Annotated in this window: 12 protein-coding genes; all 12 read left to right on the plus strand. The window is 30.8% G+C overall.

The window, feature by feature from the left end; genetic code table 11:
- Nucleotides 1-2 precede the first annotated feature (2 nt).
- The 12 genes from WC663_04825 to WC663_04880 all read left to right on the plus strand — a co-directional run bounded on the left by WC663_04825 (nucleotide 3) and on the right by WC663_04880 (nucleotide 15391).
- Nucleotides 3-1127 carry a glycosyltransferase gene (locus tag WC663_04825; GenBank protein ID MFA6296654.1) on the plus strand — a complete coding sequence of 375 codons (1125 nt, stop codon included), beginning with the start codon at nucleotides 3-5 and terminating at the stop codon, nucleotides 1125-1127.
- 9 nt (nucleotides 1128-1136) lie between these two features.
- Nucleotides 1137-1748 (plus strand): Wzz/FepE/Etk N-terminal domain-containing protein, encoded by a 612-nt coding sequence (locus WC663_04830; GenBank protein MFA6296655.1) that lies wholly within the window; start codon nucleotides 1137-1139, stop codon nucleotides 1746-1748.
- A gap of 26 nt (nucleotides 1749-1774) precedes the next feature.
- Nucleotides 1775-2824: a hypothetical protein gene (locus WC663_04835; GenBank protein ID MFA6296656.1), complete on the plus strand. Its 1050-nt coding sequence runs from the start codon at nucleotides 1775-1777 to the stop codon at nucleotides 2822-2824.
- A 12-nt stretch (nucleotides 2825-2836) separates the two neighbouring features.
- Complete coding sequence (locus WC663_04840; GenBank protein ID MFA6296657.1) at nucleotides 2837-4027, plus strand: glycosyltransferase family 1 protein; 1191 nt, start codon at nucleotides 2837-2839, stop codon at nucleotides 4025-4027.
- A 174-nt stretch (nucleotides 4028-4201) separates the two neighbouring features.
- The gene (locus WC663_04845; protein MFA6296658.1) at nucleotides 4202-5329 is read left to right on the plus strand and encodes a glycosyltransferase family 1 protein; all 1128 of its coding nucleotides are present in this window, start codon (nucleotides 4202-4204) and stop codon (nucleotides 5327-5329) included.
- A 162-nt stretch (nucleotides 5330-5491) separates the two neighbouring features.
- Nucleotides 5492-8470 carry a DUF4012 domain-containing protein gene (locus tag WC663_04850; protein MFA6296659.1) on the plus strand — a complete coding sequence of 993 codons (2979 nt, stop codon included), beginning with the start codon at nucleotides 5492-5494 and terminating at the stop codon, nucleotides 8468-8470.
- 122 nt (nucleotides 8471-8592) lie between these two features.
- Nucleotides 8593-10140, plus strand: coding sequence for a murein biosynthesis integral membrane protein MurJ (gene murJ, locus WC663_04855; protein ID MFA6296660.1), 1548 nt, complete (start codon nucleotides 8593-8595; stop codon nucleotides 10138-10140).
- A gap of 26 nt (nucleotides 10141-10166) precedes the next feature.
- Nucleotides 10167-10742, plus strand: coding sequence for a Maf family nucleotide pyrophosphatase (locus tag WC663_04860; protein MFA6296661.1), 576 nt, complete (start codon nucleotides 10167-10169; stop codon nucleotides 10740-10742).
- A 134-nt stretch (nucleotides 10743-10876) separates the two neighbouring features.
- On the plus strand, nucleotides 10877-12436 hold the full coding sequence (locus WC663_04865) for a WD40 repeat domain-containing protein (protein ID MFA6296662.1): 1560 nt from the start codon (nucleotides 10877-10879) through the stop codon (nucleotides 12434-12436).
- Between the two features lie 92 nt (nucleotides 12437-12528).
- Nucleotides 12529-14112, plus strand: a complete 1584-nt coding sequence (locus tag WC663_04870; GenBank protein ID MFA6296663.1) for a hypothetical protein — start codon at nucleotides 12529-12531, stop codon at nucleotides 14110-14112.
- A 141-nt stretch (nucleotides 14113-14253) separates the two neighbouring features.
- Nucleotides 14254-14646: an NUDIX domain-containing protein gene (locus WC663_04875; protein ID MFA6296664.1), complete on the plus strand. Its 393-nt coding sequence runs from the start codon at nucleotides 14254-14256 to the stop codon at nucleotides 14644-14646.
- A 46-nt stretch (nucleotides 14647-14692) separates the two neighbouring features.
- Nucleotides 14693-15391 carry a hypothetical protein gene (locus WC663_04880; protein MFA6296665.1) on the plus strand — a complete coding sequence of 233 codons (699 nt, stop codon included), beginning with the start codon at nucleotides 14693-14695 and terminating at the stop codon, nucleotides 15389-15391.
- Nucleotides 15392-15393: the final 2 nt, after the last annotated feature.

Genomic DNA, 15393 nt, shown 5'->3' on the forward strand with positions numbered 1-15393 from the left:
TTATGAAGGTCGCTTTAGTACATGATTTTTTAAATCAAGTTGGTGGAGCTGAAAAAGTTTTGGAAATTTTTCATGAAATTTTTCCGAGAGCTCCTGTCTATACAATTACCTACGATGAAAAAGAAACTCGGGGTGTTTTTAAGCACTTAAATATTAAGACGTCTTTTATTCAACGTTTGCCTTTTGGTGTCAAACAATACAAATGGTATATTTCAATGATGCCGGCAGCAATTGAGCAATTTGATTTTTCTAAATATGATATTGTTTTATCTGATTGTTCTGCTTTTTCAAAAGGCGTGATTGTTCGACCAGAGACTTTGCATATTAGCTATGTTCATTCACCAACAAGATATCTTTGGAATGATACGCACAGCTATACTGAAGAAATAAAACAACCAGGTGTTATCAAAAAAATGTTGCCTTTAGTATTGCAAAAAATTAGGACTTGGGATCAATTGGCAGCTTTGAGAGTTGATAAAATGATTGCAAATTCCAAAACTGTTTCAGAAAGAATTGAAAAATATTATAAAAGAAAAAGTGATATTATTTATCCGCCAGTTGAAACAGACAAATATTATATTTCTAATGACATTGATGATTATTTTTTGGTTGTCTCTAGACTTCGTCCATACAAGCGAGTTGATTTAGTTGTTGAAGCTTTTAATGCATTGCGTTTGCCTTTGAAAGTAATCGGCACAGGAGAAGAATTAGAAACTTTAAAGAAAATGGCAAATGATAATATTGAATTTTTAGGTCCAGTTTCTGATAAAGAAAAAGCTTATTATCTTTCAAGATGCAAGGCGTTTATTCATCCGCAAGAAGAAGATTTTGGTATTACAGCTCTGGAAGCAATGGCATCTGGTAGACCAGTAATTGCTTATAAAAAAGGCGGAGCAGTGGAAACTGTAATTCCTGGTAAGAGCGGTATTCTATTTGAAGATCAATCGCCTTGGAGTTTAGTTGATGCAGTTCGTGATTTTGATTCGAAAAATTTTAATCCAGAAGAAATTAGAAAAAGAGCTTTGGATTTTGATATTAAATTATTTAAAGATAGAATTGAAAAATATATTTTTGATTCTTATCGAGAATTTAAAGATAGCAGAGAAAATTATTATAAAATAAATTAAAAAATAATTATGAATCCAAAGAATTATATTCAAGTAGTTTTAAGGCACAAATTTACAATAATTGCGTGTATTGTTTTGTGCGGTTTGGCAGCGTTGATTTATGCTTATGTAAAGCCTCAATCTTTTAGTTCAAATATTTCAATGTCTTTTCATAGAGTGAACAAAGAGGCAACAGTTGATTATCAATATGATAATTATTATGCTGGCAAGGCTGTAGAAATTGTTTCTAATACTGTTGCTGGATGGTTGCAAACTCCAAATATTGTTCAGGAAATTTATACAACAGCAAATGTTACTCCTGATGATATTTATAAAGATGCAAAGAAATTTAAACCAAAACAAGTTTCTGCTCATCAAGTAGAAATGAGATTAACTAATAAAAATAGGCAAGATTTGGAAAAATTATCAAAAGCAACTGTGTCTGTTATGAAAAATAAAGTTGCAAATTTGGAAGTAACAAATGAACAGAAAAATGCTTTTGATGTGATTTCTGAAGATCCAATAATTACAGAAGTAAAATATAGTCCATTAATGTTGACTTTGATTGGACTTGTGGCTGGATTATTTGTGGGCATTGGATTAGCATTTTTGTGGGAGTATTTTAGAGATGAAAGTAACTAGTAATAAGTAACTAGTAACTGAATTTTATGGAGAGATCTGTTGAGACTTCGCAATTTGCAGATATTAAAGAACCTGGAGAAGTAAAAGAAACTCCAGGTTTTGAATTTGAAAAAACAGAATATTCAGAACAGTTTGTTACAGAAGCAAATGAAATTGCAAAAGCAATAGAAAGAGACAAGCCAGTTTTGCTTGATCAAGTGTTGAAATTAAGAGAAGCATTAGAAAAAATGGTTGAATCAGATCCAAAAGTTGAAGCAAAAAGATTGTTTGGCGAAGGATATATGGGACCAGATGAAATAGAAGCTCATTTTACAGTTCAAGATGAGAATGGAAATGTTGAAAAGTTATTTGAATATACTCCTGAAGAAAAAGAGAAGATCAATCAGATGTTGCGAGAGAAATTAGATGATCCGCAAATCAAAGATTTAATCAGAAGAACACCAAAAGAAGAATTGCGAGAAAAATTTCAGCTATTTCTTTTTCCTGATAAATTCAAAGATGGCATGCCGGTAACAATGAAAAGTTTGAATGAAAGATTTCAGCCTGAAATGACAAGACGAGGTTTAGGAAAATTGTTTGTCGGTGATGTTACTGAAAGTTGGTATGCTAAAGTTGAAGAGCCATTTTTTATTTCAGATTCAGCTAAAAAATTAGAATGGAAACTAGTTAGTCGTGGAAATATTGAAGGTTCATATAATCATGATGCTTTTGATGAAACTAGAATTTTGCGAGAATTTTTAACAGTAAATAACTTAGCAACTACTGAAGAATTAGCCGAGGCTTGGAATGGAAAACTAGATGCTTTAAGACAGTTACAACTAACTGACGTGAAGGATGCAGCCAGACAATTATCAGAACTTAAAATTAACCAAAATTACAGAATGGATCCTTTGCAAGTGATATTCTTGCATGCAATGCAGAAAAGTTTTCTAGGAAATAATTATACAAGAACCGCTAAGCTTTCATCAGATGGCCGCTTGGTTGATGTTGGTCGCTGTAGTGCTGGTGGTGCGGGAGTGCGTACTGCGTTTCTTGTTAATTTCAGTGGTATTTTGGGTGTTTCTTTTTCCATCTAATTTTATTTAAGTATGATAATCGGTATCGATATAAGATCATTAATGGAAGGGAAAAGAAGCGGAGTACAGCAATATCTGATTAATTTAATGCGCAATTTGTTTGTTATAGATTCTAAAAATCAATACAAACTATTTTGTAATGCTTATAAAAAAAATAGTTTGGATGTCAGTGAATTTGAAAAATTTCCTAACGTCAAAGTTTGCAAATTTAATTATCCTAATAAGGTTTTGAATACTAGTTTCTGGTTGTTGAAATATCCAAAGATCGATAGTTTGATCAAAGATTTGGATATTTTTTTTGCGCCAAATATTTTGTTTTCAGCCATTTCTCCTAATTGTAAATTTGTAACAACAATTCATGATTTGTCATTTGATTATTTTAGACGATTTTATTCAATGAAGCGGAGATTTTGGCATAATATTGTTGGACCGAAAAAAAAGATTAAGAAATCCGATGCTGTAATTTGTGTTTCGGAGTCGACGGCGAATGATTTGATTAATAAATATGGTGTTTCTAAAGATAAAGTGCATGTTGTATATTCGGGCATAGAGAATAGACAACAGGAAACAGAAAACAGGAAACTAGATATTAAAAATAAATATAATTTGTCGGATAATTTTGTGTTGTTTCTTGGAGCAATGGAGCCAAGGAAAAATATTGTGGGATTGATTGAAGCCTTTGAGTTACTTAAAAAACAAGAAAACAATAAAACAAAAAAACAAACTGACTACAAATTACAAATAACAAATAATTTTCAAAATTTGAAACTTGTTGTTGCTGGTTCTTCTGGCTGGTTAGAAAAAAGAGTGAATAAAATTTATGAGCAAAGTAAATTTAAAAATGATATAATGTTTTTAGGATATGTTGATGAAAAAGATAAATCTGCTTTGTACAGTTTAGCAAAATTGTTTGTTTATCCGTCTTTTTATGAAGGATTTGGTTTTCCGCCCCTTGAAGCAATGGCTTGCAATTGTCCAGTTGTAACTTCTAATGTTGGATCATTATCTGAAGTTTGTGAAAAAGCAGCGATTTTAGTTGATCCATATAATGTTAATGAAATCTTTGAAGCAATGAAGCAAGGACTTTCTGATGAAAAGTTGCGTAAATATTTGATTGCTGAAGGGCAAAAACAAGTTGTTAAGTTTAATTGGCAGAATTGTGCGAGGGAGACGCTTAAGGTATTCGAAATGTTAAATAGTTGATGAATTTTTAATTTTCAATTTCTAATTTCTATTAAATTTTTAATGCATTAATTTCTAAACGCTTTCGTCAAAGGTTTAAAAATTAGTTAATTAGAGTTAAAAGCGACATTAAGGAGCTTTTAACGGGTAGTAACCCTTTAATAGAAATTGAAAATTAGAAATTAGAAATTTTCTATGCGAATTGCAATTGACGCTCGTTTCTTTGGTCCCTTTGGAAAAGGCCTTGGGCGTTATACTGAAAAATTAATAAAATATTTAGAAAAAGTTGATCAGAAAAATGATTATACTATTTTTTTGCGTAAAGAAAATTTTGATTATTATATAGTTGAAAACAAAAATTTTAAAAAAGAATTGGCTGATTTTAAATGGTATACATTAAATGAGCAAAGAAATATGCCAAAAGTTTTGAAAAAAGGTAATTTTGATTTAGTCCATTTTCCGCATTTTAATGTTCCATTATTTTATAAAGGCGATTTTGTAGTAACAATTCATGATTTGATTCTGCTTGATTTTCCAACAAAAAGAACAACTACGCTTGGACCGATAAAATATGCCTTAAAAAATATGGCTTATAAAAAAGTTATTAGCTCTGCAGTTAAAAAAGCAAAAAAAGTAATAACAGTTTCCGAATATACTAAAAAAAGATTAATAGAGCATTTTGATTTAGATGATGATAAAATTGTGGTAACATATGAAGCTTGCGAGAAAATTCATCCAGAAAAAGAAGTGATAAATAAAGATTTTTTAAGAATGCATAAGATTGAAAAGAATTATCTATTGTATGTTGGCAATGCATATCCGCATAAAAATCTTGAAAGATTATTGAAAGTTTTTAAAAATTTAAGAAAAGATAATTTTGATTATCAGCTTGTTTTAGTTGGAAAAAATGATTATTTTTATCAAAGATTACAAGATTTAGCAAAAGAGTTAGGATTGCTAGATTCTAACCAAGTTGTTTTTTATGGTTTTGCTAAAGATAGCGATCTTGCTACTTTATATCAAAATGCATCTTTATATGTTTTTCCATCTTTTATTGAGGGTTTTGGTTTGCCACCTCTTGAAGCAATGAGCTATGGTTTGCCAGTTGTAACTTCAAAAACTTCTTGTTTGCCAGAAATTTTGGGAGATGCAGCGCAATATTTTGATCCAAAAATAGAGAAAGATATTGCTGATGTCATTTTAAATGTTATTAATGATAATATTTTAAAGGAAGAAATGAAGAGTAAGGGCTTAGAGCAAGTGAAAAAATATAGTTGGGAAAGATGTGCAAAAGAAACGTTAGATGTGTACGAGAGTTTATAAAGTTATAAGGTTATAAAGTTGGAGCATTATTCATGCTCTATTTTTTTTGATAAAAATATGTTATTATAAATTCGCGAATAGACACAAATGAAGCACAAATTTCACTAATGAATATCTGTGTATTTGTGTGATTTGTGCTAGAATAGTGCAAATTCGAGATTCATGATAAACAAAAACAAATTTAGAATTATTGGTGATGTAGCGGATTTTAATAATGGTCCGGCAGTTTTAGATTTGCGTGAAATTGGAAAAGCAAGAAAACTTGAAGAAAAGCAGAGATTAGAGAAAGATTTGATTAATCTAAGATCATCGCAGAAAAACGCAGAAGCGAACGTAGAAAACGCAGAAGCGAACGCAGAAAATGCGGAAACTAATGCGGAAAATGAGGAAGCTAACTTACTTGTTGATCAGGTAGGTGCAGAAAAAGCAGTAGAACAAATACAAATACAAGAATTACAGAAACCTAAAGTTCAAGAAAAAAATGATGAGCAAATTTTAGTTCAGCATGAAGATCAAGTGAAGCCCGTTGTTTTACCTCAAGCAGAAATTGTTGCTAAACCGTTAGTGATTAAGGATGAAAAACCAAAAGTAAAAAAAATGTCTTTTAGCAAGAATTGGTTGCAAAGACAAGCAGAAAAGAAAAAAATAAGAAATGCAAAAATAGCTGAGATTAAAAGAATAAAATTAGAAAAACAACAGAAAGAACAGGAATTAAAGAAAGCAAGAATTTTAGAACAGCAAAATATAAAATTAAAAAAAGAATTAGAAAAAAGAGAAGCAAAAAAATTATGGCTTTTAGCAAAACAGGAAGCTAAACGTAAAAAGTTAGAGGAGAAAAAGGCATTACAAGAAAAAATATTATTACAAAAACAACAACTAAAATTAAAAAAAGAATCCGCCTTCGCTCTTGCTAGAGCTACGGCGGACAAAGAAAGAATTTTGGAAAAGCAAAGATTGGAATTAGAATTGAAAGCAAGACAGGAAGAATTGAGACTTAGAAAAATAGCCGAAAAGCAAGAATTAGAATTAAGATTGCAATTAGAACAACAAGAAAAAGAAGAGAGAAAATTAATTGAACAGCAAAGAAAAAGTTTTCAAGAACAGCAAAAACCAAAAGTTGATTATTTATTATTATTTAAAAATAGATTTGGCAAGAGTTTTAGATTCTCATTAATCTTTTTTGTTCTGGTTTGCGCTATTTTAATGTCTGGAATTAAGGGTTTAGATTTTTTTAGTTCTCAAGCAAAAAATACAAAATCAAAAATATTAAGCGATGCAATGGTTGCTTATCAATATATGGGATCAGCAACTAATTCAGCGACAAGCAAGGATTTTGAAATGGCATCTTATAAATTTGGCGTGGCTGGAGATAGATTTTTGAATGCGCAAAAAGATTTGAATCAATATGGCGAAGTTTTGACTTCAGTTCTAAAAATTATGCCTGGCGCATCAGCTGTTAGATCAGGCGATAATTTGCTGTCAGCTGGCGCTAATTTATCACAAGCTGGAGAATATTTATCATCAGCAGTAACTCCTTTTAATGATTTAGGCAGTTTTATTAGCTTGCCTAGTGATGAAAATAGCAATAACCAAAAAACTACTTTAACAGAATTATTATCTGAAGCAACGAATAATTTGAATTTAGCAATTGGAAAATTAGATGCTGCTAACTCAGATTTAAAGAATGTAAAAGTTTCTGATTTGCCTTCTGATGTAGCGCCAAAAATTGCAACAATTAAAGATAATTTGCCAACGATTAGTTCTGATTTAAAAACTTTGACTTCTTATTCTGATAATTTTTTGCAAATGCTTGGACATAAGGGCGCAAAAAGATATTTAGTATTATTTGAAAACAATAGGGAATTAAGACCTACTGGCGGATTTATGGGAACATATGCTTTAGTTGATATTGATTCTGGTAAGATAAAAAATATTAAAATAGAAGGTCCATATAATTTGGATGGAAATTTAATGGAAAAAATAATTGCTCCAGAGCCATTACGATTGATTCAAGTTAAATTATTTTTGAGAGATTCTAATTGGTTTTTAGATTTTCCAATGTCAGCAAAAAAAGTAATGTCAATGTATGAAAAATCAGGCGGGCCTACAGTTGATGGCGTTTTTACAGTTACAGGTAATGTGATGGAAGCTTTGTTAGGAGTAACAGGCGAAATTGATATGCCAGAATATGGAACAGCAGTCAATGCTGATAATTTTTTTGATAAAACGCAGTTTGAAGTGGAATATGATTATGACAAACAAGAAAATGAACCAAAGAAATTTTTGGCAGATCTTTTTCCAGTATTCCTTGACAGATTGTCAAATTTAAGCAAGGATAAATGGTTGGAAACTGCAAATGTGATGTATAAGATGCTTGATCAGAAAGATATTATGATGTATTTTAATGATGAAAAACTAGAAAATTTTGTAAAAGAATTTAATTGGACTGGCGAGATAAAGAATCCAAGCAAAGATTATTTATCAACTGTTATAACAAATATTGGCGGAGGAAAAACAGATGATGTTATTGACCAAAATATTTTTCATGAAGCAGAAATTCAAGATGATGGTTCAGTGATTGATACAATAACAGTAACAAGAATTCATAATGGCGATCCAAATGATATGTGGACTAGTGTTAAGAATATGGCTTATATGAGATTTTATGTTCCACTAGGAAGCGAGATGATTGAAGCTCGAGGTTTTGATAAAGAATTTTGGGGAGTTCTTCGACCGTTAGAAGAAGGTTCTAACCCTGATCCTTTGATTTCAAATATTGAAAATAATACAAAAGTTAATAATGAAAATGGAATTAGAATTATGGAAGAAGGCGGTAAGACTGTTTTTGCAAATTGGATTGGTATCGAATGTGGTCAAGCAAAAACAATGGTGATAAAATATAGATTACCTTTTAAAGTGCAAAAGACTGGTCAAGATGCAGCGACTTCTTATGCAATGTTTTTTCAAAAACAACCAGGTACAAAAGCGTTTGAAACAACAAGTATTTTGAAATATCCAATAGATTATTATGTTAATTGGAAATATTCTTCTGATAATATGTTGACTGAAGTTTCTGATGGATTGCAATATAGGACAAATTTGAATAAAGATAAAGCATATGCAGTGGTATTTGTGAAATAGTTAGTAAAGCTACAAATTCCAAATTCCAAACAAATTACAAACCACAAGTCACAAACTTTTTGTTTTTGTAATTTGGGATTTGTAGTTTGTTTGGAATTTGGTGCTTGTAATTTGTAATTTTTATGAAATTGTTTGAAAAGTATAAAAAATATTTTATATCAGGCGCGTTGATTTTAGGTATCTCTTCTTTTTTATCGCGCTTTTTAGGTTTGGTTAGAGATAGATTATTTGCTGAACAATTTGGTGCAGGCAGAGATTTGGATGCATATTATGCAGCATTTAGAATTCCAGATTTTATTTTTAATTTGTTGATTTTAGGCGCATTATCTTCGGCATTTATTCCAATTTTTGTTGATTATTTATCACAAAAAAAACAAAAAGAAGCATGGCATTTGGCTAATTCGTTACTGAATATTATTCTAGGAATTACGATTGTAATTTGCGCGATTATATTTATTTTTGCGCCTCATTTGATGTTTTTGATTGCGCCTGGATTTAGCGGATCTGAAAAAGAGTTAACTGCACAATTAACTCGAATCATGCTTTTGTCGCCGATATTTTTTGGATTTTCGAATATCGCTGGTGCGATTTTAACTTCATATAAAAGATTCTTTTTTTATGCTTTAGCTCCAATAATGTATAATTTAGGAATTATTTTTGGAGCTTGGTTTTTAGTTGATCCTTATGGTATAAAAGGAATAGCTTATGGTGTTGTAATTGGCGCATTTTTGCATTTTATTGTTCAACTGCCAAGTATTTATAAATTAGGTTATCGTTATAAATTCATTTTTGATTATACGCATAAGGGTGTTCAGAGAGTTGTAAATTTAATGATTCCATCAATTATGGGTCTTGCAATGACACAGATAAATCTTTGGGTAATTACAGTAATTGCATCATTAATTTCAGTCGGCAGTATTACTATTTTTAATTTTGCGAGCAATTTGCAATATTTTCCAGTCGGAGTATTCGGAATATCAATTGGTCTTGCTGCTTTTCCAAAATTAGCTGAAGCAGTTTCGTTAAAAAAATCAATGTTGTTTAAAAATACTTTCTCTTTTGCATTTTCGAAAATTATGTTTTTTGTAATTCCAATTTCTGTTTTTATGCTGTTGATGCGCGCGCAAATTGTTAGGTTAGTTTTAGGTTCTGGAAAATTTGATTGGGAAGATACATATTTAACAGCGCAATCTTTAGGACTTTTTACTTTAAGTTTGTTTGCTCAAGCATTAATTCCTCTTTTAGTCAGGTCTTTTTATTCGATGCAAGATGCAAAGACTCCAGTTTTTATTAGTATAGTTTCAATGATAACAAATATTGCTGGCGGATTAATATTATCAAAATATTTTGGTGTATTAGGATTGGCTTTAGCGTTTTCTTTTGCAGCATTGATAAATATGTTATTATTGTTTGTAGTATTGAGATATCGGCTTGGTGATTTGGGAGATTCGGAAATTATAAAAAGTATTTTAAAGACTTCTTTTTTAACAATCATTTCTGGAATAGTTTGTTATTGTTTATTAATTATTATGGCGAATTTTGTTGATATGGAAACATTTATTGGAATATTATTGCAAGCAAGCGTTGCATTTGTTGGAGGAGCAGGAGTATTTATTCTATTAGCTTGGGTGTTCAAGTTTCGTGAACTAGGAATTGTAAAAAGTAACTAGGAATTTGTAACTAGTAACTAAAAATTATGGATGAAATAATTTTGGCAACTGGCTCGCCATATAGACAACAGTTATTCAGTAATTTAGGATTGAATTTTCGTGCTGAAAAAAGTGATGTTGATGAGAATTTTTCTGATCGACCAAGTGATCCTAAAAAATTAGTTATAGAATTAGCAAAAAGAAAAGCTTTAACAATTGCCAAGAAAAATAAAACAGGAATTGTAATTGGATTTGATTCGATTGGATATGCATCCGGAAAGATATTAGAAAAGCCAGTTTCAAGAAAAGATGCTTTTAAAATGTTAAAAAAACTTTCAGGAAGTTCATGGTATTTTGTGACTGGAATTTTTATAATTAATATTGAAAAAAATAAAAGTTTGAAAAAAGTTGTTTCAACAAAAATATATTTTAGACAAATTTCTGATTTTGAAATAAATAAATATCTTGATCAAGATAAAAATTATTGTACTTATGCTTCTGGATTTAATGCTTCAAAATATTATAGTTCAACTTTTTGCGATCGAATTTCTGGAAGCTATAATAATTTATGCGGAGGTTTGCCTTTAGAAGTAATTATAAAGATGTTAGATAAAATAAAATAAATTTTTATAAATAAATAAAACATCCACCTTCGCTTCTGCGGAAGCTTCGGTGGACAAGTTCCGCCTTCGCTCTGAGGAGCTTCTGCCTTCGCTGAAGCTTCGGCAGACAAGTCGGCGGACAAAGGAAAACAAAAATGCGAAAAAAAGTATTATTGGGAGTTGTATTTTTTGCGAGCATGATTTTGGCTTTTCTAGGCTTTGCAAAAATGACATTGGCTTGGACAGATATTACTGGCGCAATATCTGGTTCATCGGTAACGGATTTGTTATATGCATCTGATGGATCAATTTATGCTAGTGGTACATATAATGATGGAGAGTTAGCAAAAGTATGGCGATACACAAATGGATCTTGGATAGATATAACTGGCGATATTGTTGGATCAGGAGTCCAAACTTTAATACAGACATCAGATGGATCAATTTATGCTGGCGGACAATATAATCTTTTTCATGCAAGAGTTTGGAAATATGCAAATGGCGTTTGGACTGATGTAACTAGTGATATTAGTGGATATATAATCAATTCTTTAATGTTGGCATCCGATGGCTCGATTTATGCAGGTGGAACTATGACAGAAAATGGTTCTGATTTTTTTGCACGAGTTTGGAAATATTCAAATAATATTTGGAGCGATATAACAGGTACTTTGACTGGAACGGAAATTTATTCTTTAAAACAATTTTTTGATGGTTCAATTTATGCTGGTGGTTATGATGTTGATAATGCAAAAGTATGGAAATATTCTGATAATAGTTGGAACGATATTTCTTCTAATTTAAGCGAAGGTTCAGTGTATACTTTAGCTCAAACAAAAAGTGGATTGATCTTTGCTGGCGGTAATTTTGATCTTGGTTCTGGACAATTTGGCGGTGTTTATAGGTATGATAATGGAATGTGGAATAATGCAGGTTTAATGACTAATATCGTTGGAGGTGTTTATGATTTACAAACATTGGGTGATATTGTTTACGTTGGAGGTTATGAACCTACAGATTCTGGCCATGAAGCGAAAATATGGACTTATTCTAATGGTGTTTGGAGTGGAGATGTTTTAGGGATATCTACAGATTATCATACAGATGTAAGATCTTTATTGTTTGCTTCTGACGGTTTATATGCTGGTGGCGACCAAGCTTCTTTGGCAAAAGTATGGACCCGCTCATATACAACAGAAGAATGGCGCTTGATTGAAGAGAATAATTTAGAAAATGGCGATGAAGTGACATTACTTCCAGAATTAAATACTCAAACTATTTCTGGTCAAGATCTTATTCTTAATTTTACAAAGCTTCCAAACAAATTAACAAAAAATAGCGCGTATTATATGCAATGGCAAAGATTTAATGCATATCCAAAAAAATGGAAGAATGTTAAAAAGACTGCTTTAAAAAGATATTGGAAGTTAACTACGAATTTGAATAAATACAAAGCTAAAAAATCTTCACAGAAATTTAAAGTAAAAGTGACTTTCAAATATACTAAAAAATTATTTAATGCTTTAAAAAAGAAAAATTCATTAGCTACAAAATCAAATTTGACTTTGAAGTATAGAAATAAAAAAACTTCTTGGAAAACTGTGACTTCTGTTTTTACTGATGCAAAATTAGTTAAAAAGAATAAGAAAATGATTGTAAAATATTTTACTCATTTTCCTAAAAAGACAAACTATTTTGCAATTGGATTGAAATAGAGTCGTTGATAATGCTAAGCCGTAAATAATTTCGTTTACGGCTTTTTTAATTTATGTCATAATATATTTAATATTATTTATTAAAAACAAAAATGAAAAAATTATTATTTGGACTTGTTTTTTGTGCAAGCCTAGCAATCAGTTGTATTGGTTTTGCTAAGACAACTCTAGCTTGGACAGATATAACAGGTAGTTTGAATGGGACAGAAATTAGCGATTTAGTACAGGCAACTGATGGATCAATTTATGCGTGTGGAAATTATTATGATGAGTTATTAGTGCAACATGCAAAAATTTGGAAGTATTCAAATAGTAATTGGACTGATATTACAGGTAATTTATCAGGGGCAAATGTTGGTAATATAATTGAAGCTTTAGATGGAACATTGTATGTTTCTGGTGTTGATAATGGTTATGTTCCAGCAGTATGGAATTATACAAATGGATCTTGGAATGACGTTACTTCAAATTTAGATGCCTATGAAGTTCTTGCTTTAATGCAAGCTGCTGATGGAACTATCTATGCAGGTGGTGATTATACAGTTGACTATATTAATTACTTCGCAAAAGTTTGGCAATATAATGGTAGTGTTTGGACAGATATAACTGATAGCAACTTGGTTGGATATCGAGTTGATGATTTAATGCAGGCGCGAGATGGATCAATTTATGCCAGCGGTACATATTATAATGAACCGCAATTAAAATTTAATTCTAGAATTTGGCAGTATACTGGGGTTGGTTGGAATAATGTAACTGGAAATTTAGGCGGATCTTTTGTTTATTCAATGTTGCAGATGGATGATGGAGCCTTTTATCTTGGAGGATCTGATTTTGATTTTATTACCCAAACTGCGAAAGTATGGAAGGGCGGAAATAACAGCTGGCAGGATATGTCGTTGCCGGTAACTGGTACAAATAGTGCAGTCAATAAACTGTTATTTTTAGGCGATATTGTCTATGCTAGTGGTTATGATGATGATGTAGCCCACACAGCTACGGTTTGGACTTTTTCAAATAATACGTGGAACAGCGAGATTTTGGGTCAGGCAGATGATCATACAGCAGCTTGGACAATGTTGTTAGGTACGAATGGTTTTTATGTTGGTGGTTATGTAGATCTTCCAGCCAAGGTTTGGTGGCGTGATTATACAATGGAAGAGTGGAGAATTATTTCTGAAAATAAATTAATAGCTGGCGAGCAAATAACTTTGAGATCAGCTTTGGATGAACAGACAATTGCTGGTCAAAGTTTGAATATATTTTTCAAGAATTTACCGAACAAATTAACAAAGAATAATGCGTATTGGATGACTTGGCAGAAATATAATGCCTATCCAAGAAAATGGAAGAGTGCTAAAAAAACTGCCTTGAAAAGATATTGGAAATTGACAACTAATTTGAATAAATATAAAGCAAAAAAATCTTCACAGAAATTTAAAGTAAAAGTTACATTTAAATATACAAAGAAATTATTTAAAGCTTTAAAAAAGAAAAATTCAGCAGCTTCAAAAGCTAATTTAACTTTGAAGTATAGAAATAAAAAAACTTCTTGGAAAAAAATAACTTCTGTTTTTACTGATGCAAAATTAATTAAGAAAAACAAGAAAATGATTGTAAAATATTTTACTCATTTTCCAAAAAAGACACAGTATTTTGCAATTGGATTGAAGTAACCTTTCTCGAATGTTATCTCTAATAACTACTATCGAATGCGATCTCGAATATCTAGGGGCAGAAATTTCTGCTCCTATTTTTTTGTTTAATTTTATTTATAGATATTATTTGGTATAATAAAGTATAATTTATAAAAATTTATGGAAAAAATAATTATTGCATCTGGTCCAGTTATTATTGAAAATAATAAAGTGCTATTAAATAAGCATGGAGATGATAATTTCTGGAAATTTCCTGGAGGCAAGGTTGAAAATTTTGATTTCAAAGATTGGAATAATTTTTTAGAAGATTCTGCAAATAGAGAAGTCAAAGAAGAAATGGGAATTGATGTGAAAATTGTAAAGCCATTAAAGACGATGTTAATTCCAAAGCCAAATGAAAAAGAGAGCTATGTTGTTTTAGTACATTTTTTGGCGGAAAGAATTGGAGATGTAAAACCTGGCAAGGATATTAGAGAATGGAAATGGATTGATATTAATAATTTGCCAGAAGATTGTGCACCAAATGTAAAAGAGATAATAAATTCTCTCTAATAAAATCTCTAATTGATTTCTCTAATCACTCTCTAATATAATTATTATGCCAGAAAATTTTCAAGAAAGTTTAGAAAAGATAAAAGATGTTGAAACTCCTGAAAAGAAAAGTGAAGAGCCTGGTTTTGAAATTGTTGATAATGAACAAAGTAGAGAAGTTGTAAAATTAGCAAATGATTTGGCTGGTAAAATTGAAGGTGATGAAAAAATTATTGGTGAGGACATTTTGAATTTGCGAGAGGCGTTAGGAAGGATTAAATATAATTTTTATGGCGAACAAATGACTACTGAAGAGATAAATAGAATTTCTGATTTGAAAGCTGATATAAAGATTTGGAAGGCAATAGAAGATGATAATCAAGATGCGCTATTAAGGTCTTATAAAGAAATGACTTATATACCACCTGATATTGCAGCTCATTTTGTTGATTTGCCAATGGATTTGCATCTTGATAAAGTGACATTTTTATCTGATGAATCTGCCAAACATTTGGCAAAAGTAAGAGGTATTTTGTTTTTGTCTGACATAAAAAAATTATCTGATAAAGCAGCATTATATTTGGGCGAACATGTTGGAGATCCAGAACAAGATTCTGATTCTTTGCATCTTGATAATTTAGAAGAAATTTCTGAACAAGGCTTGAGGAATTTAGCAAAACATCCTGGTTGGGTATTGTTGCCATTAGGTGGGCTTTATGAAAAATTTTCAAAGTATCGCGAGGAATTTAAAAGCAAGCAAAATTAATT

The organism is Patescibacteria group bacterium, from assembly GCA_041662665.1.
Classification (GTDB): Bacteria; Patescibacteriota; JABMPQ01; order JABMPQ01; family JAQVVF01; genus JAQVVF01.